The 26,801-nt window shown below is 61.1% G+C and carries 18 protein-coding genes; 14 read left to right on the forward strand and 4 right to left on the reverse strand.

Features of this window, described 5'->3' with window-relative positions; translation table 11 throughout:
* Positions 1-183 precede the first annotated feature (183 nt).
* Together TX24_RS30395 and TX24_RS06930 are read left to right on the forward strand one after the other, a co-directional pair.
* Positions 184-654 carry a M10 family metallopeptidase C-terminal domain-containing protein gene (locus tag TX24_RS30395; protein WP_082628760.1) on the forward strand — a complete coding sequence of 157 codons (471 nt, stop codon included), beginning with the start codon at positions 184-186 and terminating at the stop codon, positions 652-654.
* A 325-nt stretch (positions 655-979) separates the two neighbouring features.
* Positions 980-1,441, forward strand: coding sequence for a M10 family metallopeptidase C-terminal domain-containing protein (locus tag TX24_RS06930; RefSeq protein WP_057709970.1), 462 nt, complete (start codon positions 980-982; stop codon positions 1,439-1,441).
* Positions 1,442-1,449: 8 nt separating this feature from the next.
* On the opposite strand, the gene TX24_RS06935 is transcribed toward TX24_RS06930, so the two are convergent.
* Complete coding sequence (locus TX24_RS06935) at positions 1,450-2,235, reverse strand: helix-turn-helix transcriptional regulator (RefSeq protein WP_003191146.1); 786 nt, start codon at positions 2,233-2,235, stop codon at positions 1,450-1,452.
* A gap of 199 nt (positions 2,236-2,434) precedes the next feature.
* Here TX24_RS06935 and TX24_RS06940 point away from each other — a divergent pair, with 199 nt between their 5' ends.
* The 10 genes from TX24_RS06940 (at position 2,435) to TX24_RS06985 (ending at position 19,654) form a co-directional block, all read left to right on the forward strand.
* On the forward strand, positions 2,435-3,799 hold the full coding sequence (locus TX24_RS06940; protein WP_003191147.1) for an APC family permease: 1,365 nt from the start codon (positions 2,435-2,437) through the stop codon (positions 3,797-3,799).
* A gap of 9 nt (positions 3,800-3,808) precedes the next feature.
* Positions 3,809-4,912: a DmpA family aminopeptidase gene (locus TX24_RS06945; protein WP_003191148.1), complete on the forward strand. Its 1,104-nt coding sequence runs from the start codon at positions 3,809-3,811 to the stop codon at positions 4,910-4,912.
* 369 nt (positions 4,913-5,281) lie between these two features.
* Positions 5,282-6,715 carry a serralysin family metalloprotease gene (locus tag TX24_RS06950; protein WP_057709971.1) on the forward strand — a complete coding sequence of 478 codons (1,434 nt, stop codon included), beginning with the start codon at positions 5,282-5,284 and terminating at the stop codon, positions 6,713-6,715.
* 48 nt (positions 6,716-6,763) lie between these two features.
* The gene (locus tag TX24_RS06955) at positions 6,764-7,132 is read left to right on the forward strand and encodes a protease inhibitor Inh/omp19 family protein (protein ID WP_003191151.1); all 369 of its coding nucleotides are present in this window, start codon (positions 6,764-6,766) and stop codon (positions 7,130-7,132) included.
* Positions 7,133-7,232: 100 nt separating this feature from the next.
* A complete protein-coding gene (locus tag TX24_RS06960) occupies positions 7,233-8,984 on the forward strand; it encodes a type I secretion system permease/ATPase (RefSeq protein WP_034135606.1) in 1,752 nt (583 codons plus the stop codon).
* Complete coding sequence (locus tag TX24_RS06965) at positions 8,981-10,294, forward strand: HlyD family type I secretion periplasmic adaptor subunit (protein ID WP_057709972.1); 1,314 nt, start codon at positions 8,981-8,983, stop codon at positions 10,292-10,294. The genes TX24_RS06960 and TX24_RS06965 overlap by 4 nt, the downstream gene beginning before the upstream one ends.
* A gap of 2 nt (positions 10,295-10,296) precedes the next feature.
* Positions 10,297-11,637, forward strand: a complete 1,341-nt coding sequence (locus tag TX24_RS06970; protein ID WP_003191155.1) for a TolC family outer membrane protein — start codon at positions 10,297-10,299, stop codon at positions 11,635-11,637.
* Positions 11,638-11,779: 142 nt separating this feature from the next.
* Positions 11,780-14,737: an autotransporter serine peptidase EprS gene (gene eprS, locus TX24_RS06975; RefSeq protein WP_057709973.1), complete on the forward strand. Its 2,958-nt coding sequence runs from the start codon at positions 11,780-11,782 to the stop codon at positions 14,735-14,737.
* A gap of 204 nt (positions 14,738-14,941) precedes the next feature.
* The gene (locus TX24_RS06980) at positions 14,942-18,049 is read left to right on the forward strand and encodes an autotransporter outer membrane beta-barrel domain-containing protein (RefSeq protein ID WP_057709974.1); all 3,108 of its coding nucleotides are present in this window, start codon (positions 14,942-14,944) and stop codon (positions 18,047-18,049) included.
* Between the two features lie 180 nt (positions 18,050-18,229).
* The gene (locus TX24_RS06985; protein ID WP_057709975.1) at positions 18,230-19,654 is read left to right on the forward strand and encodes a polyurethane esterase; all 1,425 of its coding nucleotides are present in this window, start codon (positions 18,230-18,232) and stop codon (positions 19,652-19,654) included.
* A 121-nt stretch (positions 19,655-19,775) separates the two neighbouring features.
* Here the strand turns inward: TX24_RS06985 and TX24_RS06990 are convergent, their stop codons facing one another.
* Positions 19,776-20,000 carry a YgdI/YgdR family lipoprotein gene (locus TX24_RS06990; protein WP_003191162.1) on the reverse strand — a complete coding sequence of 75 codons (225 nt, stop codon included), beginning with the start codon at positions 19,998-20,000 and terminating at the stop codon, positions 19,776-19,778.
* Positions 20,001-20,189: 189 nt separating this feature from the next.
* On the opposite strand from TX24_RS06990, the gene TX24_RS06995 reads away from it, so the two are divergent.
* Positions 20,190-21,836 carry a VRR-NUC domain-containing protein gene (locus TX24_RS06995; protein ID WP_034135611.1) on the forward strand — a complete coding sequence of 549 codons (1,647 nt, stop codon included), beginning with the start codon at positions 20,190-20,192 and terminating at the stop codon, positions 21,834-21,836.
* A complete protein-coding gene (locus TX24_RS07000) occupies positions 21,833-24,094 on the forward strand; it encodes an ATP-dependent DNA helicase (RefSeq protein ID WP_057709976.1) in 2,262 nt (753 codons plus the stop codon). The genes TX24_RS06995 and TX24_RS07000 overlap by 4 nt, the downstream gene beginning before the upstream one ends.
* A 103-nt stretch (positions 24,095-24,197) precedes the next feature.
* Here TX24_RS07000 and TX24_RS07005 read toward each other — a convergent pair whose 3' ends face one another.
* Complete coding sequence (locus TX24_RS07005; RefSeq protein ID WP_003191166.1) at positions 24,198-25,148, reverse strand: alpha-E domain-containing protein; 951 nt, start codon at positions 25,146-25,148, stop codon at positions 24,198-24,200.
* Between the two features lie 2 nt (positions 25,149-25,150).
* Positions 25,151-26,560: a circularly permuted type 2 ATP-grasp protein gene (locus tag TX24_RS07010; RefSeq protein ID WP_034135613.1), complete on the reverse strand. Its 1,410-nt coding sequence runs from the start codon at positions 26,558-26,560 to the stop codon at positions 25,151-25,153.
* Positions 26,561-26,801: the final 241 nt, after the last annotated feature.

Raw genomic sequence — 26,801 nt, forward strand, 5'->3', positions numbered from 1 at the left:
CGGGATTGTTAAGTCACTATAAAGTTGATAGGGCGAATGAACGGTTGCGAGATATGTACAGTGTCAATTTCTTGAAATGATGTGTTAAAGATAATGGCTGGGAGATGAGGGGGGAATGTGAGAGCGTTGCGTACTGAAATATGCGTAGTACTTCAACATAAAACTGACTAAAGGGTTATAAATATGACGACATACGCCCCCCTTCCTATCGGTGGAACCTGGACCTCACCGGTCTCTCATACTCCCGTATTACGGGGCGAAAACCGTGCTGAACGGCTTGTCGCCGTCCCCGGCGAAGCGTCTGTGCTTATCGGGCGGGGCGGCGCTGACCATTTATGGGGAGCGTGGGGTGCAAATACCTTCAAGTATGAAAAGCTCTCCGACTCCTCTCGCACTAACGAAGATGTTATCTTTAATTTTGATCCTGGGGAGGACAAGATTGACGTATCAAAACTGCTAAGTAAGTACAAGGTGAAGGAAGTCAGAATTCGGAATGAGCCGCCCGAGAAAATAGGTGATGTACAGATCATACATAGCCCCTTTGGCGACAGTAGACTCACAATCAAAGTGCGCCCCCATGGGCCAGACTTCTCTGTTCGTATTGATGCCATGAAATTGTTGCCTGAGCATATCGATTTCTTCAGTCGTCGTTAAAGTCTTGGTTGATGCCGGGTCGATCAGGTAAGCCATACCGCTGAGTATCGATCACGTGGGTGCTCGGGTAGGGAATGCCATCCGAACGAGGAGATGATTAGCTGGCGGTCACATTTATAACCCGCTGGCTTGAAGTATAAGCCAGCAGCCCTGGCGCCCAGATGATAAATGCGCTATTGGCGGTGACCTTAATAAATAATAACGTCATATTTAAGACATTTAATGTCAAGTATTTCGAGTGGAAAGTGTTATTGCCTGCGTGAGAGATTTCGATCCGCAACGCGTAACACTTTCACATACACTCATTATCTGACAGGTGACTTATATGTCCTCAATACAAAGCCTTCCCACTGGCGGCACGTGGACCCAACCGGAAAACAGCCCGCCGACCTTGCGTGGTACAGACCAGCGTGAGCGCCTGGAAGCCAAGCGCGGCGAGCCCTCGGTGCTCGTCGGCGGCGGTGGTGCCGACCAGTTGGTGGGGCGCCAAGGTGAGAATACATTCAAATATGAAAAAAGCACCGACTCCCTTGGCGATGACCCAGACACTATCTTGAATTTCAACCCAAAGGAGGATGAGATCGATGTGTCCGGAGTTTTGAAAGAAAACAACATCTCAGCCATTAATATCCAAACAGGCCCGCCCGTGAACGTGGGTGATGTGCAACTGACCCACGAATTTGGCGTAAGCACCTTGAATATCAAGGTTAACCCTGAAGGGCCGAACTTTTCTGTGCGAGTGGACGGGGTAAATCTCTTGCCGGAGCATATTAATTTCTTTCAGTAGGATTAAGCCTATGGGTTCTCCAAGTCATGGCCCAACGACTGAATGAATAACGAAAACAACTCGGGCTGCGACGAGATGTCCAGCTTGGCGTACAAATGCCTGCGGTGCACTTTTACCGTGTCCGGCGAGATCTTCAGGCGTTCGGCCATGGCCTTGGAGGAGAACCCACGCAACACCAGGCGGGCGATTTCCAGCTCGCGGTCCGACAGCACACCGCTGCCGAAATGACTCAGCGCATCGCGAATCTGGCTGTCCATAGCCGGTGCCCGCTGGGTGCTTTGCTGCCAATGCTGCTGCATGAGCGGCAACACCCAGGCCGACAGCGTGGTCAACAGCCCGGTTTCTTCAAAGCTGAAGCGCCGCTGCATACCCAGTGATAGCGACAGCGTGCCCGCGCCGGGCAATTGCAGGATCAATTGCACTTCGTCTTCCAGCACGTTGTCGTGGAAGTAATTGAGGAAGTACTCACTCTGGCGGAAATGATCCGGCGCCACTTCCTCCAGGCGGTATACGCCGCTGGCATAGTGCTCGCGGCAGGCTTGGTAGAACGGGTCGAGCAGGTACAGGCCGTTGAGGTACACCAGCATCGATGCCGGTTTGCTGCTGGGTTGGGCGTCGTACTCTTCCAATGCCTGGGGCGGGCCATCCAGCGGGTAGAAAATCGCCAGGGCATTATCGAAGGGCAGGCATTGGTGCAACAACAGCACCAGTTGCTTCCAGAACCGCTCGGTGCCGATCTGAGACAAGGTGCGGCCCAACCCCGCATGCATACCCACTTCCCGGAACAGGCTCATCCAACCATCCCCACCCTAAAATGATCGGCCAAGGGTTAGGCTTCTGGTGAGCACCGTCAAGGGGAGTACGCCAATAGGGGAATTGGCCGACAGGCCCGTCAGCCGATAACGTCGCCACTACTCAACGGGAAGCATATCCCGAGCAAATATCATTTTTCGTTTCTGCCTCACACCAAAAACAACGACAGAGGATAACGATATGAGTGCTACCCCCGCGCCCGATGGCGTGCTCAAGCCCACCCTGAGCGTCTTTGATGTAGTAGCCATTACCGTTTCAGCGGTAACGCCGGCCAGTTCCGTCTTTGTGATCGCCCCGTTTGCCATCCAGCAGGCGGGCAGTGGCGTGTTCCTGGCGTTTGTGATGGCGGCGCTACTCGCGTTGATGTTCGCCTTCTGCTACGCCGAACTCGGCCGCGCCCATAACAGCGCCGGCGGCGAGTATGTGTATGCCAAGCGCGTATTTGGCGGCATGGCTGGTTACGCCACCTTCCTGACGGTGCTGGTGATGTTGTTGTTTATCCCGCCGGTATTGGCCACCGGTGCGGCGACTTATCTGAATAACGCCCTGGGCACCAAGTTCGACGCGCAAACGGTCGCCCTGGTGATCGTGGTGTGCAGCTACGCCCTGGGCATTCTCAATATCAAGCTCAACGCCTGGATTACCGGCACCTGCCTGCTGTTGGAAGTGGCAGCGTTGCTGGTGATCGTGGTGATCGGCTTCGGCAATCCGGTGCAGCCGGCCAGTGTGTTGTTGCAGCCGCAGATCGTCGAAAACGGCGTGTTGCACCTGGCGCCTTGGGCCTTGGTGATCGGCGCCGTCGGCATTGGCCTGTTCTCGTTCAACGGCTACGGCCCGGCGGTGTTGCTGGCTGAAGACATGAAGTGCGGCGGCAAGGGCGTGCACAAGGCGGTGCTCTGGTCCCTGGGGTTGGTGGTGGTGATCGAGTTGGTGCCAATCACCGCGCTGTTGATCGGCGCGCCGTCCCTGAGCGAGATGATCAGCAGCCCCGACCCGATCGGCTACCTGTTGACCAGCCATGGCAATGAAACCCTGTCGCGGTTGGTGAGCGCCGGGATTTTCCTGTCGGTGTTCAACGCGATCGTCGCCATCGTGATCCAGATTGGCCGGGTGGTGTTCAGCAGCGGTCGCGATGCGCTGTGGACGCCGAGTATCAACAAGCTGTTCACGCGTATTCACCCGCGCTGGGACTCGCCGTGGCTGGCGACGCTGTTCCTGGCGATACCCTCGGCGCTGTTGAGCTTCAGCTCTAACCTGGCCGACCTGACCTCATTCAGCGTGCTGCTGATCATGCTGGTGTACCTGGTGGTGGCGCTGAGCGCGCTGATGAGCCGGGTGCTGCTGCGTGATCGCGAGCATCCCTATCGCATGCCGTTATGGCCGCTGCCGGCATTGCTGGCGGTGCTCGGTGCCGGTTACCTGCTGGTTACCTTGATCCTGGAGGCCTCGGTACGCGACATCATGATCATCATCGGCTTGCTGGCCCTGTCGGTGATTTTGTATTGCATCAGTGGCCGGTTGAGTCCGGCGTTTCAGAAACTGTAAGGAGTGGGTATGCGTGCACGTCAATTGGGCATTACGTTGGGGTTGGGCATGCCCGGCGAATTGAATGCCATCACCGATGTTCCCGGGGTTCGCGTCGGCCATGCCACCCTCAAGGCGCAGGTCGACGGCAAGCAGGTGCGTACCGGCGTTACGCTGATCCAGCCGCGTGCCGGGGAAGCGCGGCATCAACCGTGTTTTGCCGGCTACCACGTGCTCAACGGCAATGGTGACGCCACGGGGCTTGAATGGATCAGCGAGGCGGGGCTGTTGACCACGCCGATGGCGATCACCAACACTCACAGTATCGGGGTGGTACGCGACAGCCTGATCGCCCTGGAGCGCGAGCGGCTGGCGGACCCGGCGGTGTACTGGTGTATGCCGGTGGTCATGGAAACCTACGATGGCCTGCTCAACGATATCTGGGGCCAGCACGTGCGCCCAGAGCATGTGCGCCAGGCCCTGGACCAGGCGGAAAGCGGCCCGGTTCAGGAAGGCGCGGTGGGCGGTGGCACCGGCATGATTTGTCATGAGTTCAAGGGCGGCATCGGCACCGCGTCACGGCGGTTGCCAGCGGAGCAGGGCGGCTGGACCGTCGGCGTACTGGTGCAGGCCAACCATGGCAAGCGCCAGGAGCTGCGGGTCGATGGCTACCCGGTGGGCCGTCACTTGATGGACATTGCTTCGCCCTTTGCCGAGCAAGGTACCCCCGGCATGGGCTCCATCGTGGTGATCATCGCCACGGACGCCCCCTTGCTGCCCCACCAGTGCCAGCGCCTGGCACAGCGTGCGTCCATCGGCATCGCGCGCACCGGTGGAGGCACCGAGGATTCCAGTGGTGACCTGTTCCTGGCCTTTGCCACCGGTAACCAGGATTTGCCACCGGCCGACTATGGGCGCAAGGACCTGCCGCTCAGCACCGGCTTGCAGATGGTCAACAATGATCATATTTCGCCGCTGTTCAGCGCGGCGGCAGAGGCGGTGGAGGAGGCGATCATCAACGCCATTCTGGCGGGTGAAGACATGACCACCCAAGACGGCGTCAAGGTGCCGGGCCTGGCTGGCGAAACCCTCTTGGCAGCCCTGCAACAGTGTGGCTGGAGTATGTCCCGGTAATGGGGGGCAGCGCACTTTAATAGTGCGAATAGTGGCTCTTTAATGTTGCTAATGACACCGTGACAATATATTGGATCCATTAATCAAGTCGGCCGCTCACTTAGAGTGGCTTTACTTGTATTTAATATTTAAATAGTGGTGAGCGCCGATTCGGCCACACAAACGCAACGGCCCCCAATAAACACTGCGTGCGACTTCTGCAACTTGAACCTGCGTCACAATTGTGCGATGGAAATAGATGTAGACGAAAGATTTCAAGTTGTGTCAGTTTTCTTACGCCTTCAAAAGAGGTGAGTGATAGGACTATCCTCGCCCGCGAGGTTCCTATCGAACAAAGACTGATGCACTTGCAAACAAGGAAGTACGTTTATGTCAAAAGTAAAAGACAAAGCTATTGTATCTGCCGCGCAAGCCAGCACTGCTTACTCGCAAATCGATAGCTTCAGCCATTTGTATGACCGTGGCGGTAACCTCACAGTCAATGGCAAACCGTCCTACACCGTGGACCAGGCAGCGACCCAGCTGCTGCGGGATGGTGCTGCGTACCGGGACTTTGATGGCAACGGCAAGATCGATCTGACCTACACCTTCCTCACCTCGGCTACCCAGAGCACCATGAACAAACATGGCATCTCGGGGTTCAGCCAGTTCAACACCCAGCAGAAAGCACAGGCCGCACTGGCCATGCAATCCTGGGCGGATGTTGCCAACGTGACCTTTACCGAAAAGGCTTCCGGCGGTGACGGCCACATGACGTTCGGCAACTACAGCAGTGGCCAGGACGGCGCCGCGGCCTTCGCTTACCTGCCCGGTACCGGTGCAGGCTACGACGGCACCTCGTGGTACCTGACAAACAACAGCTACACGCCGAACAAGACCCCGGACCTGAACAACTATGGCCGGCAGACCCTGACCCACGAAATCGGCCACACCCTGGGCCTGGCTCACCCTGGCGACTACAACGCCGGGAACGGCAACCCGACCTATAACGACGCAACCTATGGACAGGACACGCGTGGTTATAGCCTCATGAGTTACTGGAGCGAGAGCAACACCAACCAGAACTTCAGCAAAGGCGGCGTCGAAGCTTACGCTTCCGGCCCGCTGATCGACGACATTGCCGCGATCCAGAAGCTCTACGGTGCCAACCTCAGCACCCGCGCCACGGACACCACCTACGGGTTCAACTCCAACACCGGGCGTGATTTCCTCAGCGCCACGTCCAACGCCGACAAGCTGGTGTTCTCGGTATGGGACGGTGGCGGCAACGACACCCTGGACTTCTCCGGTTTCACCCAGAACCAGAAGATCAACCTCACGGCCACCTCGTTCTCTGATGTGGGCGGCCTGGTGGGCAACGTGTCCATCGCCAAGGGCGTCACCATCGAGAACGCGTTCGGCGGCGCGGGCAACGACCTGATCATTGGTAACCAAGTCGCCAACACCATCAAGGGCGGGGCCGGCAACGACCTCATCTACGGTGGCGGCGGTGCGGACCAGCTGTGGGGCGGCACTGGCAGCGACACTTTCGTGTACGGTGCCAGTTCCGACTCCAGGCCAGGGGCTGCGGACAAGATCTTCGACTTCACCTCCGGTTCGGACAAGATCGACCTGTCCGGTATCACCAAGGGTGCGGGCGTGACCTTCGTCAACGCCTTTACCGGGCATGCCGGCGATGCTGTACTGACCTATGCCTCAGGTACCAACCTGGGCACCTTGGCGGTGGACTTCTCCGGGCACGGCGTGGCGGATTTCCTCGTCACCACCGTTGGCCAGGCGGCTGCCAGTGACATCGTAGCCTGATGTAAAGCGCGCGGCGCTTCGGCGCCGCGCTCCTGGCTGGAGTTGGATATGCCACGTTTTTCCCCTTTGATCGCCTGTGTTGTGCAGGTGTTGTTCGTGTCGGCAGGAGCCCACGCAATGGCTAGCAGTCTTGTATTACCCACCTCCGCGCAGCTTGCCGGGCAGTGGGAGCTGAAACAGCAGGATCAGGTGTGCGTGCTGAAGTTAGTGGAGCAAGCCAATGCCCTTGGGGGCGATATCGCTTGTGCCGAGCAGTGGCTGGGCGACAAGCCGCAGACATGGTCACCCACGCCGGATGGTATCTGGCTGTTTAACGCTGAAGGCTCAGGGATCACCCATTTAAATCGCCAGAAAGAGGGCGACTATCAAGCCCGCACCAAAGCTGGCGAAGTTGTAACGCTGCAACGTAAACCTTAATTAAAAGTTATAAGCATATAACTCGATTTGTTAGGCGGCCGTACCCTACTTGGTAGGGGTGACCCTTTTGCGTAATTCGCTGCAAGGAAAAACAATTAATATGGCGAAGTCCCATGGGGTGGCGCCCTTATTCAGGGCGCTGGGTGAATACAAGAGTATTTTGATCAGCGTTGGCTGTTTCACGGCACTGATTAACCTATTAATGCTGGTGCCCTCGATTTACATGCTGCAAGTGTATGACCGTGTGTTGTCCTCCCAGAATGAAACCACCCTGGTGATGTTGACGCTGATGGTCGTGGGCTTCTTTGCGTTTATCGGCCTGCTGGAAGTGGTGCGCAGCTTTATCGTGATCCGCATTGGCAGCCAGTTGGAGCGGCGTTTCAACTTGCGCGTGTACAAAGCCGCGTTCGAGCGCAACCTGCAGCGCGGCCAGGGGCATGCCGGGCAATCCTTGGGCGACCTGACCGCTCTGCGCCAATTCATCACGGGGCCGGCGCTGTTCGCGTTTTTCGATGCGCCGTGGTTTCCGATCTATCTGTTCGTGATTTTCCTGTTCAACGTGTGGCTCGGCGTGCTGGCTACGGCGGGCGCGGTGCTGTTGATCGCACTGGCGTGCCTTAACGAATACTTGACTAAAAAGCCGTTGGGCGAGGCCAGCGGTTATTCGCAGCAGTCCACCCAACTGGCCACCAGCCATTTGCACAACGCCGAAACCATCCAGGCCATGGGTATGCTCGGCGCGCTGCGCCAACGCTGGTTTGGCGTGCATTCGCAGTTCCTGGGCTTGCAGAACCAGGCCAGCGACACCGGTTCGATCATCACCTCCTTAAGCAAATCCCTGCGCCTGTGCCTGCAATCACTGGTGCTGGGCCTGGGCGCCTACCTAGTGATCAAGGGCGACATGACCGCCGGGATGATGATCGCAGGCTCCATCTTGATGGGCCGCGTACTCAGCCCCATCGACCAATTGATTGCGGTGTGGAAGCAATGGAGTTCGGCCAAGCTGGCCTACCAGCGCCTCGACGAGCTGCTGCGCGAATTCCCGCCAGAGGTCGAGCACATGGCCTTGCCGGCGCCCCACGGCCAGGTCAGTTTCGAGCAGGTCAGCGCCGGCCCACCGGGGCGACGCATGGCCACCCTGCATCAGGTCAGCTTCAACCTGGCCGCCGGTGAAGTGCTGGGCGTGCTAGGCGCGTCGGGCTCCGGCAAATCCACCCTGGCCCGCGTGCTGGTGGGCGTGTGGCCGACCCTGGCCGGTACCGTGCGCCTGGACGGCGCGGATATTCACCGCTGGAACCGCGACGACCTCGGCCCGCATATCGGCTATTTGCCCCAGGACATCGAGCTGTTCAGCGGCAGCATCGCCGACAACATCGCGCGCTTTCGCGAGGCCGACCCGGAGCGGGTGGTCAAGGCCGCGCAACAGGCCGGTGTGCATGAATTGATCCTGCGCCTGCCCCAGGGCTACGACACCGTGCTGGGCGACAACGGCGGTGGCTTGTCCGGCGGCCAGAAACAGCGCGTGGCCCTGGCTCGCGCCCTGTACGGCGGGCCGCGCCTGATCGTGCTGGACGAGCCCAACTCCAACCTCGACACCGTCGGCGAAGCCGCATTGGCCAGCGCCATCATGCAAATGAAAGCCCAGGGCAGCAGCGTGGTGCTAGTCACCCATCGTTCCTCGGCATTGGCCCAGGCCGATAAATTGCTGGTGCTCGGCGAAGGCCAGTTGCAGGCATTCGGGCCCAGCCAGGAGGTGCTGCGGGCGTTGTCCGGGCAGCAGGAAGCGCCGAAAGAAAAAACCGGTGTCAGTTTCAGTCGTCAGTACCCGGCCGCAAGGAATCCAGGCGCATGAGCAGCCTTACTGTTGAACCTCAAATTAAAGAACGCGATGCCGGCTTTTTCGTAAAAATGGGCTGGGTGATGACCCTTGTCGGTGCCGGCGGGTTTTTCCTCTGGGCCAGCCTCGCACCGTTGGACCAGGGCATTCCGGTCCAAGGCACCGTGGTGGTGTCCGGCAAGCGCAAGGCCGTACAAACCTTCAGCCCCGGCGTGGTCAGCCGGATCCTGGTCAAAGAGGGCGAACTGGTCAAACAAGGCCAGCCGCTGTTTCGCCTCGACCAGACCCAGAACCAGGCCGATGTGCAATCGCTGCAAGCCCAGTACCGCATGGCCTGGGCCAGTGTGGCGCGCTGGGAGAGCGAGCGTGACAACCTGCCCGGTATTACCTTTCCTGCTGAGCTGAGCGCCAATCCCGATCCCGCGCTGATGCTGGTGCTCGAAGGCCAGCGCCAACTGTTTAGCAGCCGTCGCGACGCGTTTGCCCGTGAACAGGCCGGGATTCGCGCCAGCATCGAAGGCGCCACCTCTCAGTTAAGTGGTATGCGCCGTGCGCGCAGCGACCTGACCTCACAGGCCCAATCCCTGCGCGCGCAACTGAGCAACCTGCAACCCTTGGCCGACAACGGCTATATCCCGCGCAACCGGCTGATGGACTACCAGCGCCAGTTATCCCAGGTGCAGCAGGACCTGGCGCAAAACGCCGGGGAAAGCGGCCGGATAGAGCAGGGCATTGTCGAATCTCGCCTCAAGTTGCAGCAGCACAGCGAGGAATATCAAAAGGAAGTGCGCAGCCAACTGGCCGACGCGCAACTGCGCAGCCTGACACTGGAGCAGCAACTGACCTCCGCCGGCTTCAACCTGCAGCACAGCGAAATCAACGCGCCGGCCGATGGCATTGCGGTCAACCTCAGCGTGCACACCGAAGGCGCCGTGGTGCGCGCCGGTGAAACCCTGCTGGAGATCGTGCCCCAGGGCACGCGCCTGGAAGTGGAAGGGCACCTGCCGGTGCATTTGGTGGACAAGGTTGGCACGCACTTGCCGGTCGACATCCTCTTCACTGCCTTCAACCAAAGCCGCACGCCACGGGTGCCGGGCGAAGTCAGCCTGATCTCCGCCGACCAGATGCTCGATGAAAAAACCGGGGCGCCGTACTACGTGCTGCGTACCAGCGTGAGCGAGGCGGCGATGGAAAAACTCAACGGCCTGGTGATCAAGCCCGGCATGCCCGCCGAGATGTTCGTGCGCACCGGCGAGCGTTCCTTGCTCAACTACCTGTTCAAGCCGCTGCTGGATCGCGCCGGCTCCGCGTTGACCGAGGAATGAGCATGAAGCCAGTGTTCATTTCGCTGTTGCTGGTGTGTGGCAGTGCCCAGGCAGCCATGGGGCCCTTCGATGTGTACGAGCAGGCGCTGCGCAACGACCCGGTGTTCCTCGGCGCCATCAAGGAGCGCGACGCCGGCCTGGAAAACCGCACCATTGGCCGCGCCGGCTTGCTGCCGCGGCTGTCCTACAACTACAACAAGGGCCGCAACAACTCCGAAGCGCACCTGCCTGACGGGCGCGGCGGCAGTTACCGCGACGACCGCAACTACAACAGCTACGGCTCGACCTTCAGCTTGCAACAGCCGCTGTTCGACTACGAAGCCTATGCCAACTACCGCAAGGGCGTGGCCCAGGCGCTGTTTGCCGATGAGAGCTTTCGCGACAAGAGCCAGGCGTTGCTGGTGCGGGTGTTGAGCTATTACACCCAGGCGCTGTTTGCCCAGGACCAGATCGACATCGCCAGGGCCAAGAAGAAGGCCTTCGAGCAACAGTTCCAGCAGAACCGCCATCTGTTCCAGCAAGGCGAGGGCACCCGCACCGATATCCTTGAAGCCGAGTCGCGCTATGAGCTGGCCACCGCCGAAGAGATCCAGGCCCTGGATGAGCAGGACGCCTCGCTCCGGGAACTGGGCGCATTGATCGGTGTGCAAAGTGTCAACATCAACGACCTGGCACCGCTGAACCAGAGCTTTGCCGCGTTCACCCTGACCCCGGCCAACTACGACACCTGGCATGAGTTGGCATTGACCAACAACCCGGTGCTGGCTTCGCAGCGCCAGTCCCTGGAAGTGGCGCGTTATGAAGTGGAACGCAACCGCGCCGGGCATTTGCCGCGAATCACCGCGTATGCCACCTCGCGCAAGCAGGAGTCCGACAGCGGCAACACCTATAACCAGCGCTACGACACCAACACCATCGGCGTCGAAGTGAGCATGCCGCTGTATGCCGGTGGCGGTATCTCGGCCTCCACCCGCCAGGCCAGCCGCGCCATGGAGCAGGCGGAGTACGAGCTGGAAGGCAAGACCCGCGAAACCCTGATCGAACTGCGTCGCCAGTTCAGTGCGTGCCTGTCAGGCGTGAGCAAGTTGCGCGCCTATCAGAAAGCGCTGGCATCCGCCGAGGCGCTGGTGGTGTCGACCAAGCAAAGCATTCTGGGCGGCGAGCGCGTCAACCTCGACGCCTTGAACGCCGAACAGCAGCTGTACAGCACCCGCCGCGACCTGGCCCAGGCGCGTTATGACTACTTGATGGCCTGGACCAAATTGCACTACTACGCGGGCAACTTGCGTGACACCGACTTGGCCAAAGTGGACGAAGCCTTCGGCCCGGATGGAAAACTGTAGGAGCGCGTGTTTTGTGGCGAGGGAGCTTGCTCCCGCTCGACAGCGAAGCTGGAGCCGGCTTTTTTAGGGAGCGCTTCGCACTCCAGCGGGAGCAAGCTCCCTCGCCACAGGGCAGGGAATAACAATAATAGGGAGTGTGCACATGATCACCGATTCACCACGTTTCAAACCCTTCACCGCAGGTTCCTTGCTCTTGCTGTCCGTTGCGGCACAGGCGCAATACACCGAGACCGGCCAACCGGGTAACCCTGCCAGCTGGCGCTCGGCCGAGTACCAGAGCGACTGGGGCCTGGGCCGTATGAAAGCCGATGAAGCCTACGCCGCCGGGATCAGCGGCCAGGGCGTAAAAATCGGCGCGCTGGACTCAGGGTTCGATGCCAATCACCCCGAAGCTGCCAAAGACCGTTTCCACCCGGTCACCGCCACTGGCACCTATGTCGATGGCAGCGCCTTCAGCACCACCGGCGCGCTCAACCCGAACAACGATTCCCACGGCACCCACGTCACCGGCACCATGGGCGCCGCCCGCGACGGCGTGGGCATGCATGGCGTTGCTTACAACGCGCAGGTCTATGTGGGCAACACCAACGCCAACGACAGCTTCCTGTTCGGCCCCACGCCAGACCCCAAATACTTCAAGACCGTGTACACCGCTTTGGTGGACTCCGGCGTGCGCGCCATCAACAACAGCTGGGGCAGCCAGCCCAAGGACGTCAGCTACCAGACCCTGGACAACATGCACGCGGCGTACGCCCAGCATTACAACCGCGGCACCTGGCTTGACGCGGCAGCGGACGTGGCCAAGGCGGGCGTGATCAACGTGTTCAGCGCCGGCAACAGCGGCTATGCCAACGCCAGCGTGCGCTCGGCCTTGCCGTATTTCCAGCCGGAACTGGAAGGCCACTGGCTGGCCGTATCCGGGCTGGATAAAGCCAATAACCAGAAATACAACAAGTGCGGCGTTGCCAAGTACTGGTGTATTTCTACCCCCGGCGCGCTGATCAACAGCACTATTCCCGACGGGGGGTATGGGGTGAAGTCCGGCACCTCGATGTCAGCGCCCCATGCCACTGGCGCGTTGGCGCTGGTGATGGAACGTTATCCCTACATGACCAACGAGCAAGCCTTGCAGGTGCTGCTGACCACCGCCACGCAACTCGACGGCTCGATCACCCAGGCGCCCAACGCCATCGTCGGCTGGGGCGTACCTGACCTGGGCCGGGCGATGCACGGCCCAGGGCAACTGCTCGGGCCCATGGAGGTCAACCTGGCCGCCGGACAGGGTGACGTGTGGAGCAACGGCATCTCCGACCAGGCGCTCATCCAGCGCCAGGCCGAGGACCGCGCCGAACACACGGCTTGGCAGCAAACCCTGATCGACAAGGGCTGGCAAAACGGCGTGGGCGCCACTGCCAGCCAGCAGGACCAGACCGACTACGCCATCGGCAATGCCCGCGACCAGGCCGCCGCCAACCGCGTGTACGAAGGCAGCCTGATCAAGGCCGGTGCCGGCAGCCTGGTGCTCAGCGGCGACAGCACCTATCGCGGTGCGACCCTGGTCAACGGCGGTCTGTTGGCCGTCAATGGCTCGTTGACTTCGGCGGTGACGGTCAATGACAGCGGCACCCTGGGTGGTTCCGGACGTATCGCCGCGTTGTCGGTAAACAGTGGCGGCCGTGTGGCGCCAGGCAATTCGGTGGGTACATTGCAGGTGGCGGGGGATGTAAACCTCGGCGCCGGCTCGACCTATGCCGTGGAACTGACGCCCACCAGCAGCGACCGCATTGTCGCCGGCGGCCAGGCTATTCTGGGCGGCGGTACCGTTACGCTGGCGCTGGAAAACAGCCCCACCTTGCTCAGCCAGAGCGAGGCCCAAAGCCTGATCGGCCGGCAGTACTCGATTCTCGAGGCGGCGGGCGGCATTCAGGGCCAGTTCGGGCAAGTGCTGCCCAACTACCTGTTCCTCGGTGGCACCCTGGACTACGCCGCCAATGCCGTGCAACTGAACGTGGGGCGCAACGACGCCAGCTTCGCCAGCGTCGGCGCCACCCGCAACCAGCGCAACGTCGCAGCCGCCGCTGAGCAATTGGGCGCTGGCAACCCGGTGTATGAAAGCCTGCTGCAGTCGCAATCGGTCGCCGTGGCCCAGCAGGGCTTGCAGCAACTGTCCGGGGAAATCTACCCCGCCGTGGGTGCGATGCTGATCAACGACAGCCTGCAACTGCGTAATGCCGTGGGCGAGCGCCTGCGCCATGTGCCAGTGACCGGTGAAAGCAACCTGTGGTTCAAAGCACTGGGCGCCTGGGGCAAGACCGACAGACGCACTGAAACGGCGGGTTCCACCACCTCCATCGGTGGCCTGTTGGCGGGCGTGGATGGCGCGCTGGATGAGCAGACCCGCGTGGGTGTGGTCGCCGGTTACAGCGACAGCTCCTTGAACATGGGCAGTGGTACCCATTCATCGGCATCCATCGACAGCTACCACTTTGGCGCGTACGCCGGGCGCGAGCTGGGTGATTGGCGCCTGAGCGTCGGCGGTGCCTACAGCTGGCATCGCGGCGATGTGAAGCGCGACCTGCAATGGGGTGATGTCAGCGGCAAGCAAAAAACCAAGCTGGACGCGACCACGGCGCAAGTCTTCACCGAAGCCGCGTACCGCATCCGCCTGCAGGCGGTGGCGCTGGAGCCGTTCGCCAACCTGGCCTATGTGCATCTCAACAGCGAGTCCTTCCACGAAAAAGGCGATGCCGCGGCCCTGGAGCGCGGCAGCGACCGGCGTGACGCGGTGCTCAGCACCCTTGGCGTACGTGCCCTGAAAACCCTGGCCCTCAATGACCATCAGCAACTGGACCTGTCCGGTTCGTTGGGCTGGCAACACAGCCTGACGGCGGTGGAGTCCGAAGAGCACTTGGCGTTTGTCGCGGGCGGGCCTTCATTTGCCGTGCGCAGTGCGCCATTGCTGCGCGACGCTGCCTTGGTGGGCGTGCAGGCCAGCCTGGCGCTGAATGCATCGACACGGGTCAACCTGGATTACAACGGCCAACTGGGTGGGCGCGCGAAAACCCAGGGCGTGGGCTTGAGCCTGAACTGGCAGTTCTGAAGACACAGCGAACCTGATCGTTCCCACGCTCCGCTGATCGTTCCCACGCTCCGCGTGGTAACGCCTCTTGTGACGCTCCGCGTCACGCTTTGGGACGCAGAGCGTCCGGGGCCGCATTCCCACGCGGAGCGTGGGAATGATCAGCGGCGGTGTTCTGGAGAAGTGATTTACACACGTGCAATAAGAAAACTAAGGAAGGTCACCGTGAAAAAACGCAAGTCAGGGTTAACTACCGCCATCCACACAGGCCCGGGCTATCCGCTCAAGGCGCTGAGCTGCGTGCCATATGGCGCGTTGTTGTGTTGCCTGGCAAGCCTGGGGACCGCCCAGGCTGCACCCTATGTGGAAACCGGCAAACTGGGCGACGCCGCCAGCTGGCGCAGCAATGAGTTCAAGGCCGACTGGGGCCTGGGCGCCGTGCACGCCGACACCGCCTATGCGGCCGGCTATACCGGCAAGGGCGTCAAGCTGGGGATCTTCGACCAGCCGGTGTACGCCCAGCACCCGGAGTTCGCCAGCCCCGACAAGGTGGTGACGATTGTCACCGAGGGCATTCGCCAATACACCGACCCATATATCCCGGTGAAGGCGGGCGACGCGTTCCGCTACGACGGCACGCCGTCCAAGGACTCCAACGGCAAGCTGGGTAACCACGGCACCCATGTCGGCGGCATTGCGGCCGGTAACCGCGATGGCGGGCCGATGCATGGCGTGGCGTTCAACGCCCAAATCCTCACCGCCGAAAACGGTGACCCGGGGCCGGAAGACGGGATCATCCTTGGCAACGACGGCGCCGTGTACAAGGCGGGTTGGGATGGGCTGGTCGCCAGTGGCGCACGCATCATCAACAACAGTTGGGGCATCGGCATTGGTGATCAGTACGCCAAAGGCGGCCGTGATCCGGCGTTCCCCAACTTCACCGTCAATGAGGCCCAGGCGCAGTTCAATACCATCCGGCCGATCCTTGGCACCCTCGCAGGTGGCGCGTACCAAGGCGCCATCGACGCGGCCCGCAGCGGTGTGCTGACCATCTTTGCCGCAGGTAATGACTACAACCTCAACAACCCGGATGCGATTTCCGGCCTTGCGTATTTTGTGCCAGAGATCGCGCCTAACTGGCTGTCCGTCGCGGCCCTCCAGCAGAACCCGAATACTGCCAGCCCCGATCCTTACGTGATCAGTACGTTCTCCTCGCGTTGTGGCTATGCGGCGAGCTTTTGCGTATCGGCACCCGGCACCAAGATCTACAGCTCCATCATCAACGGTACCAGCCTGGAAAACCTCACCACCGACTGGGCCAACAAAAATGGCACCTCCATGGCCGCACCTCACGTGGCGGGCGCCGCAGCGGTGCTGATGGAGCGCTTCCAGTACATGAGCGGCGACCAGATTTCCACCGTGCTCAAGACCACCGCCACCGACCTCGGCGCGCCGGGCATCGACTCGTTGTACGGCTGGGGCATGATCAACCTGGGCAAAGCGGTCAACGGCCCAGGGATGTTTATCACCGCTGAGGATATCCCGGCCGAGTTCCGTATCGACGGCGCCTACGGCAGCGGCCAGTTCGTCGCGGACCTGCCGGGTGTCGGCGCGGTGGTGGATGCCGGCAAACCCACCCAGCGTGTGTGCGACGACCTGCACTGCGGGCGCGATGTGTGGAGCAATGACATCTCGGGCCATGGCGGCCTGACCAAGCAGGGCATCGGTACCTTGGTGCTCACCGGCGCCAATACCTACAGCGGGCCGACGCGGGTCAACCAGGGCTTGCTGGCGATCAACGGTTCGGTTACCTCCGACGTCACTGTGAGCCAGCGCGGCGTGGTCGGTGGTTCGGGGCGTATCGGTTCGCTGAGCGCGAACAGCGGCGGCACCGTGGCGCCGGGCAATTCCATCGGCACCTTGAACGTGGCGGGCAACGTCAACTTTGAACCGGGTTCCACCTACGCGGTAGAACTGTCGCCCACCAGCAGCGATCGCATCGTCGCCGGCGGCACGGCCACCCTCAACGGCGGCACCGTGACCCTGGCCCTGGAAAATAGCCCGACCTTGTTGAGCGCCACCCAGGCCCAAAGCCTGATCGGCCGTCAGTACAACATCCTGCAAGCGGCAGGTGGCGTCACCGGCAGTTTCGCGGCAGTGGTGCCCAACTACCTGTTTGTCGGCGGCACCTTGAACTACGCCGCCAACGGTGTGCAACTGGATGTGGCACGCACCAACAGCTTCGCCAGTGTGGCCGCCACGCCGAACCAGCGCGCCGTGGCCGGCGCCGTCGAGCAATTGGGCGCGGGCAACGGTGTGTATGAAAGCTTGCTGCTGGCACCCACGGCCGCCTCGGCCCAGGGCGCGTTCCAGCAACTGAGCGGCGAGGTTTACCCGGCGCTGGAAACCGCGCTGGTCAATGACAGCCGCTACGTGCGCGAAGCCGTGGGCGAACGCCTGCGCAACGGTGAAATGGGCGCTGCCAGCCAAGCCATCGACAGCCGTGGCAACGTGTGGGTCAAGGCACTGGGCGCATGGGGCAAGACCGACAGCCGCAACGACACCGCGGGCTACACCACCTCCATCGGCGGCATGCTCGCCGGTGTGGACGGTGCCCTCGATGACGCCACACGCATTGGCCTGGTGGCCGGCTACAGCGACACGTCGCTGAACATGGGCAGCGGCACCCACAGCCGCGCTTCGGTCGACAGCTACCATTTCGGCGCCTATGCCGGGCATGAAATCGGCGCCTGGCGCCTGAGTGGCGGCGCGACCTACAGCTGGCACCGCGCCGATGTCAAACGCGACCTGCAATACGGCGACGTCAGCGGCAAGCAAAAGGCCAAGGTCGATGCCCACAGCACCCAGGTGTTCACCGAAGCTGCGTACCGCATCAACCTGCAACCGCTGGCCCTGGAGCCGTTCGCCAATCTGGCCTACGTGCACCTGGCAACTGACAGCTTCAAAGAGAAGGGCGACGCCGCCGCGCTGAGAAGTGGCGATGACAGCCGTGACCTGGTGCTCAGCACCCTGGGTATGCGCGCCTTGAAGACCTTCAATATCAACGATCACCAGCAACTGGAAGTCTCCGGCACCCTGGGCTGGCAGCACAACCTGAGCAGCACCGATTCGGAGCAGCACCTGGCGTTTGCCTCGGGCGGCCCTTCGTTCGCTGTGGAAAGTGCGCCAATGGTGCGCGATGCTGCGTTGGTCGGGGCACGGGTCAGCCTGGCCTTGAGCAAGGATGCGCGGGTGAACTTCGATTACAACGGCCTGCTGGCCAGCAAGGAGAAGGTGCACGGCGTCGGCTTGAGCCTGGATTGGGCGTTCTAAAGTTTTGAAAAACCACTGTAGGAGCGAGCTTGCTCGCGAAAAACTCAAGTGCGCCGCGTTCCTTCAGGTAGAACGCGTCATCGTTGACGACCTTCGCGAGCAAGCTCGCTCCTACAGGTGGTAACAGATAACAGGTGTTTTGGCTTTCTCTACAAATCCAACAACAGAGAGGCACTACCAATGGGTATCTTTGACTATAAAAACCTCGGTACCGAGGACTCCAAGGCGCTGTTCGCCGATGCCATGGCGATCACGCTGTATTCCTACCACAACCTGGATAACGGCTTTGCCGTCGGCTACCAGAACAACGGCCTCGGCCTGGGCCTGCCCGCCACCCTGGTCAGCGCGCTGATTGGCGGCACCAACGCCCAAGGGGTCATCCCCGGCATCCCCTGGAACCCCGACTCGGAAAAAGCCGCCCTTGAGGCGGTGCAAGCAGCCGGCTGGACGCCCATCAGCGCCAGCACCCTGGGCTACAGCGGCAAGGTCGATGCGCGCGGCACCTTCTTTGGCGAAAAATTCGGCTACGGCACAGCGCAGGCCGAGGTGCTGGGCAAATATGATGACGCTGGCAAGTTGCTGGAACTCGGCATCAGTTTTCGCGGCACTTCGGGGCCTCGGGAAAGTGTGATCACCGATTCCATCGGCGATGTGATCAGCGACCTGCTCGCCGCCTTCGGGCCCAAGGATTACGCCAAGAACTACGCGGGCGAAGCCTTTGGCGGCTTGCTCAAGAACGTGGCGGACTACGCCAGCGCCCAGGGCCTGAGCGGCAATGACGTCGTGGTCAGCGGCCACAGCCTGGGGGGCCTGGCGGTCAACAGCATGGCCGATTTGAGCGACAGCACCTGGTCAGGGTTTTATAAGGACTCCAACTACGTGGCCTACGCGTCGCCGACCCAGAGCGCCGGCGACAAGGTGCTTAACGTTGGCTATGAAAACGACCCGGTGTTCCGCGCCCTGGATGGCTCGTCATTCAACCTGTCGTCCCTGGGCGTGCACGACAAACCCCACGAATCGAGCACCGACAACATCGTCAGCTTCAACGACCACTACGCCTCATCCCTGTGGAACGTGCTGCCGTTTTCCATCCTCAACCTGCCCACCTGGGTCTCGCACTTGCCCACCGGTTACGGCGACGGCATGACCCGCATCCTCGATTCGGGCTTCTACGAGCAGATGACCCGCGACTCCACGGTGATCGTCGCCAACCTGTCCGACCCGGCACGGGCCACCACCTGGGTGCAAGACCTCAACCGCAATGCAGAGACGCACAAGGGCAATACCTTCATCATCGGCAGCGACGGCGACGACCTGATCAAAGGCGGCAGGGGCGCGGACTTTATCGAAGGCGGCAAGGGCAATGACACGATCCGCGACAGCAGCGGGCATAACACGTTTTTGTTCAGCGGGCAGTTTGGCAATGACCGGGTGATTGGCTATCAGGCGACGGACAAGCTGGTGTTCAACGATGTGGCGGGCAGCAATGATTACCGCGATCACGCCAAGGTGGTGGGCGGGGATACCGTCATTAGTTTTGGTACGGATTCGGTGACGCTGGTGGGTGTGAGCAGTCTGTCGGGGGAGGGGATAGTCATCAGTTAACGTATTCGGTGTGGGAGCTGGCTTGCCTGCGATGGCGGCGGTCGAGACAGCCATGCGGTGACTGACAAATCGCTATCGCAGGCAAGCCAGCTCCCACATTTGATGGGGTGTTGCTAGATGATCATTTTTCCTTACGCACCGTGGCCACATCATCGGCCTTGATACGAATACGCTTGCCGGCAATATCGGTGAACTCGTAGAAGCCGTCGGCCGTCTTGGCGTTGGGCGTGTCCTTGGTCAAATATTGCGTGCCATTTTGCAAGGTCACTACGGTTTGCGTGGAGCAACCGGCCAATACCAGAAAAGTGAGTGCAACCAGTGGCAGACCCAAATTCTTCATGTTCATAACCCTTACCTTTAACCCTGAAAAGTCCCGCAGCGTCTGGCTGCGCGGCCATAAATATTACTTGATCAACCCCCTCATCAGATTGTTTTTTTGCAAAAAGTTGCAGGCGCCATTTATCTATTACTGATTGCAACAACCGCTTTGCCCCGGCAATCTGTATGCATAACCAGTACTTGATTGCTTTGCGCCATGGCCAATCCCCTCGAAGACCCCTTGTATTACCTGCATAACTTCCGCCAAGTGCTGGTGTGGTTGGGGCAACGCTATGCCGATTTGCTCGATGCTCACGAACAGCATTTCATTCAGCAATTTGACAGGTTGCCCCAGGCGTCCCAGGCGTTGTTGGTGCGGATGGTGATGCGCAAGGGCGTGCATTTTCGTGCCGCCAAGCTCCATTACCTGGAAATCGGTTGCCCTCATGCGGCGGCGCGGCCTTTGCGTGAGTTGGGATGGGTCGAGGATCAAAGCCCGCTGCCGTTTGCCACCCTGTTTGCGCTGCTGCAAAAAAGTGAACTGCTCGGCGCCTTCAGGCCCTGGATCGATCAACCCAAGGCCAACAAGGCCGATTGGCTTGAACCCTTGGCCGCGCAATTTACCGAAACGCGCAGCTTTGCCCAGTGGTGCCCCGACGTGGACGATGTGCTCTATAGCCTGACGGTAATGGAGTTATGTGATCGCCTGCGCCTGATGTTCTTCGGCAACCTGCACCAAGACTGGTCGGAGTTCGTGCTGGCGGACCTGGGTATCTACACCTATGAAAAAGTCGAGTTCTGCGCCGAGTCTCGCGGTTTACGCAGCCGTGACGACGTGCACGGGTTTCTGTTCCTGCACCATTGCCAGCAAGCCTTTGAAGCCGGTGAGGCATTGGATACGGTGTTGGCACAGGTCGCCACGCTGTGTACCGACAACCCCTGGCTGGAAAAGCGCCGCGCCAAGCTGCTGTTCCAGATCGGCCAGTATTGCGAACGTTGCGCCGAGCTGGCACTGGCCGAACAGATCTACCGCAATTGCACTTATCCCGGTGCGCGGGCGCGGCTGATCCGCGTACTGGAGCGCCAGGAGGATTACGCCCAAGCCATGGCCTTGGCGAGCGAGGCGCAACAGGCCCCACACAGCGCAGCGGAACAACAACACCTGCTGCGCGTCGTGCCGCGCCTGCGCCGCAAACTTGGCGGGCCGGCGCTGCCCAGGGCCAAGCCCCAAGCGGTGGCGCGCCTGGACCTGGCGCTGGTGCAGGAGCCGCTGCTGTCGGTGGAGTCCTGTGTGCTGGCGCACCTGAGTGAACCGGATGCGCCGGTGCATTACGTCGAGAATGGCCTGATCAATTCGCTGTTTGGCTTGCTGTGCTGGGAAGCGATTTTCGCACCGCTGCCAGGGGCGTTCTTCCACCCGTTCCAGCGCGGGCCGGCGGACTTGCACAGCGAGGACTTTTATCAGCGCCGTGAAGCCTTGTTTGCCGCGTGCTTTGCGCAACTGGAGGACGGTCGCTACAAGGCCAGCATCCGCCAACGCTACATGGACAAATGGGGCATTCAGTCGCCCTTTGTGTTCTGGAACCTGCTCAGCGAAGAACTGCTGGAGCAAGCCCTGGCCTGCCTGCCCGCCGAGCATTTGCGCCATTGGTTTACGCGCCTGTTGCAGGATATCCGTGCCAACCGGGCCGGGATGCCGGACCTCATCCAGTTCTGGCCGGCGCAAAACACCTATCGCATGATCGAGGTCAAGGGCCCCGGCGACCGCCTGCAAGACAACCAGTTGCGTTGGCTGGCATTCTGCGGCGAATACCAGATGCCGGTCACCGTTTGCTACGTGCGCTGGGCGGAGCAACCCGCTTGAGTTACAGCGTGGCCGTGCGGGCGCTGTGTGAGTTCACCGCCAAGGTCGGCGACCTCGACCTGCGCTTTACGCCGTCGCCCAGCGCCCAGGAAGGCATTGTCGGCCATCGTACGGTGGCGTCCCGGCGCAGCGCGCATTATCAGCATGAGGTTGCCCTGGAGGGCGACTACCAGCAGCTCAAGGTGCGGGGCAGGGCGGACGGCTATGACCCGGACGCCAACCGCCTGGAAGAAGTCAAGACCTACCGTGGCGACCTCGCCGCTCAGCCCGCCAACCACCGGCAACTGCACTGGGCCCAGGTCAAGGTGTATGGCTGGCTGATGTGCCAGAAACTCGGGCTCGATCACATTGACCTGGCGCTGGTGTACTTCGATATCGTCGGCGAAGGCGAAACCGTGCTGAACCAGCGATTCGATGCGCCAGGCCTTGAGCAATTCTTCAATCACCAATGCGCGCTGTTCCTGGACTGGGCCCGGCAAGAGATGCAGCATCGCGACGCGCGTAACGCCGCTGCGCAGAGCCTGGCGTTTCCCCATGCCGACTTCCGTACCGGGCAGCGCGACCTGGCCGAGTCGGTCTACAAAGCGGTGAGTACGGGCCGGTGCCTGATGGCCCAGGCGCCCACGGGTATTGGCAAGACCATCGGCACTATTTTTCCGCTGCTCAAGGCCCTGGCGCCGCAGCAACTGGACAAACTGTTCTTCCTCACCGCCAAGACGCCCGGCCGCAAGCTGGCCCTGGATGCCGCCCAGGTTCTGTACGACAGCAGCCCCGAGCTGTCACTGCGTGTGCTTGAACTGGTGGCCCGGGACAAGGCGTGCGAACACTTGGACAAAGCCTGCCACGGTGATTCCTGCCCATTGGCCAAGGGTTTTTACGACCGCCTGCCTGCCGCCCGCCAGGCTGCGTCCCAGGTGCGCCTGCTCGACCAGCGCAGCCTGCGCAACGTAGCGCTGGCCCATCAGGTGTGCCCGTACTACCTGAGCCAGGAAATGGCGCGCTGGAGCGACCTGATCGTCGCCGACTACAACTATTATTTCGACTTTGGCGCCATGCTGTTCGGCCTGGCCCAGCTCAACCAATGGCGCGTCGCGGTGCTGGTGGACGAGGCGCACAACCTGGTCGAACGCGCGCGCTCGATGTACAGCGCCAGCCTGGACCAGTACAGCCTCAAGACCTTGCGCGAGAGCGCGCCCGAGACACTGAAGAAGCCCTTGCAGCGCTTGAACCGCGAGTGGAATGCGTTGCACAAGGACCAACTCGCGCCGTATCAGGCATACGCGGCCAAACCGGACAAACTGCTCCAGGCCCTGAGCCTGTGCACCAGCGCCATGGGCGACTACTTCAACGACCACCCCGAAGCCCTCAGCGGTGATCTGCAAGCCTTCTACTTCGACGCGCTGCAATGGGCCAAAGTGGCCGAGCTGTTCAATGAGCACTTTATCTTCGATATCACCAAGCGCCAGTTCAGCGGCAAGCGCAGTAGCTCGACCCTGTGCCTGCGCAATGTGGTGCCGGCCGAGTTCATCCGGCCCAGGCTGACCGCCGCACGCAGCAGCGTGCTGTTTTCTGCGACCCTGAGCCCGCGCCATTATTACGCCGACTTGCTGGGCCTGCCGGCGGATACCGCCTGGGTTGATGTGGCGTCACCGTTCAGGGCCGAGCAATTGCAGGTCAGCATCGTTGACCGCATCTCTACGCGGTTTGTGCATCGCCAGGCATCGCTGGAGCCCATTGTGGAACTGCTCGCCCGGCAATTCGCCGCGCAACCGGGTAACTACCTGGCGTTTTTCTCAAGCTTCGATTATCTGCAACAGGTGGCCCAGTTAATGGCCGAACGGCACCCACAGGTTGAGTTGTGGTTGCAGGCGCGGGGCATGGCCGAGGCCGAGCGCCAAGCGTTTTTAGACCAGTTCACCCACCACAGCCAGGGCATTGGCTTTGCGGTGCTGGGCGGTGCGTTTGGCGAAGGTATCGACCTGCCGGGTGCGCGCCTGATCGGTGCCTTTATCGCCACCCTGGGTTTGCCGCAGCTCAACCCGGTGAATGAACAGATCAAGGCACGTATGGGCGCGGTCTTTGGCGCGGGGTATGACTACACCTACCTGTATCCCGGCATTCAGAAAGTGGTGCAGGCAGCGGGGAGGGTGATCCGCAGCCAGCAGGATCGCGGGGTGGTGATGCTGATCGACGACCGCTTCGGCGAATCGCGGGTGCGCCAGTTGCTGCCGCGCTGGTGGGCGATCACCCCCCAGTAGGAGCGAGCTTGCTCGCGAAAAACGTCAACGATAACGCGGGTTTTCTGAATAAACGCGGCGCCGGTGAGTTTTCCGCGAGCAAGCTCGCTCCTACAGGTTTGTGTTAGACCACTTCCAGGTAGGAGCTTTGTATCTCCCGCGCCAACTCACGCACGGTGTCGATGAATTCTGTCAGCCGAGTGTGCAGCCCATCTTCCAGAATCTCATCAATCCCCGTGTACCGCAGCCGCGCCTCGAACTCCGCCGCCAGGCGTTGCGCCGTGCGCCCATAACTGCCGGGCAGGTCCGCCAGAATATGGCTCAATTCCTCGATGCAGGCATGCAGCGAACGCGGCACATCACTGCGTAACAGCAACAGCTCGGATACCGAGCGTGCATTCAAGGCATTCGGATACAGCTCGGTATACGCCTCGAACGACGACAACGCGCGCAGCAGGGCGCTCCACTGGTAATAACCGCGTGCCGACAGGTCGCTGACTTCTTCGGACTCTTCGCCGAACATCTCATAGCGTGCATCCAGCAGGCGCAGGGTGTTATCGGCGCGCTCGACAAAGGTGCCCAGGCGAATGAAACGGTAGGCGTCATTGCGCATGATGGTGCCCGAGGTTGCGCCACGAAACAGGTGCGAGCGCTGCTTGACCCAGTCACAGAAGTGGCTGATACCGTGTCGCGCCAGGCCACCGGCGGCGATGCTGCGCATTTCCAGCCAGGTGGCGTTGAGGTTTTCCCACATGTCGGCGGTGATGCGCCCGCGTACCGCATGGGCATTGCCTCGGGCGGCGCGCAGGCAGTTGTAAATGCTCGCGGGGTTTTCTGCATCGAGGGCAAAGAAGTGCAACATGCGCTCAGCATCCAGGGTCTGGTGCCGTTCCAGGTAGCTGTCCAGGGTGCCGCTGCTGAGCAACGACATCGCCAGTTCATCCAGGCCATCGCTGCGCCCGGCCTGGGGCATCAAGGACAGCGAATAACTGACTTCCAGCATGCGTGCCAGGTTCTCGGCGCGTTCCAGGTAGCGCGACATCCAATACAGATCTGCAGCCGTTCTACTCAGCATACTCAGCCCTCCACCACCCAGGTGTCCTTGGTTCCACCGCCTTGCGACGAGTTGACGACCAGCGAGCCTTCCTTCAGCGCCACGCGGGTCAAGCCACCGGGCACCAGGCGGGTTTCCTTGCCCGAGAGCACGAAGGGTCGCAGGTCGATGTGCCGGGGCGCGATGCCGTTTTCGACAAAGGTCGGGCAGGTGGACAGGCTCAAGGTGGGTTGGGCGATATAGGCATGGGGACGGGCCTTGATGCGCTGGCGGAAGTCTTCGATCTCGGCGGCCGTCGACGCCGGGCCCACCAGCATGCCGTAGCCGCCGGAACCCTGGGTCTCCTTGACCACCAATTGCTCAAGGTTGGCCAGCACATGGGACAGTTCATCGGGCTTGCGGCATTGGAAGGTCGGCACGTTCTGCAGGATCGGTTCCTCGTCCAGGTAGAAGCGGATCATGGCCGGTACGTAGGGGTAGATCGACTTGTCGTCAGCCACCCCGGTGCCGATGGCGTTGGCCAGTACCACATTGCCGGCGCAGTAAGCCGCCACCAGCCCGGGCACGCCGAGCATCGACTCGGGGTTGAACGCCTGGGGGTCGAGGAAAGCGTCGTCGATGCGCCGGTAGATCACGTCCACGGCCTTGGGGCCGTCGGTGGTGCGCATGAACACCTTGAGGTCCTGCACGAACAGATCGGCGCCTTCCACCAGTTCCACGCCCATTTCCCGGGCAAGGAACGCGTGTTCGAAGAAGGCGCTGTTGAAGCGCCCTGGAGTCAGGACGACCACGTTGGGATTGTCCAGGCGGCTGGAGTTCTTCAAGGTCTTGAGCAGCAGGTTAGGGTAATGATCCACCGGCGCAATGCGCTGCTTGGCGAACACTTCCGGGAACAGGCGCATCATCATCTTGCGGTCTTCGAGCATGTAGCTCACGCCGCTGGGGGTGCGCAGGTTGTCTTCCAGCACGTAGTAGGTACCGTCGCCGTCGCGAACCAGGTCGACGCCGGAGATGTGCGAGTAGATGCCGCGGTGCAGGTCAAGACCGACCATGGCTTTCTGATAGCCCTCATTGCCCAGGACCTGGTCGGCGGGAATGATCCCGGCCTTGATGATGCGCTGGTCGTGGTAGATGTCGGCGAGGAACATGTTCAATGCATTAACCCGCTGGATACAGCCGCGCTCGATCAGGCTCCATTCACTGGCGGGGATGCTGCGGGGAATGATGTCAAAGGGAATCAGGCGTTCGGTGTCTTGCTCGTCGCCATACAGGGTGAAGGTGATCCCGGCGCGATGGAACAGCAAATCCGCTTCACGGCGACGCTGGGCCAGCAGTTCCGGCGGCGTGTTGGCCAGCCAGCGAGAGAAGTCCTGATAGTGCGCACGGCATACGCCGTTTGCGTCATTCATTTCATCAAAGAAAGATCGAGCCATTCCAGTACCTTGTCAGTGCCCAGTGTGGCTTTGGGTGGCACTGCCGCTTAAAAAAACGCATGTTTTTATGAGCCCGTGGCTGAAGGTGCCAACAGACCTGGTCCTTACTTTCTTATGGGGGCGGCTCTGGGTCAGGGGGTAACGCATGCTCCTGTTTTCCGGGTGGTGAATGGATAAAGCAATGCCTGTGCCGGAATGCCGTTAATCCCCTGTAGGAGCGAGCTTGCTCGCGAAAAACTCG

The organism is Pseudomonas lactis, assembly GCF_001439845.1.
In the GTDB taxonomy this organism is placed as follows: domain Bacteria; phylum Pseudomonadota; class Gammaproteobacteria; order Pseudomonadales; family Pseudomonadaceae; genus Aquipseudomonas; species Aquipseudomonas lactis.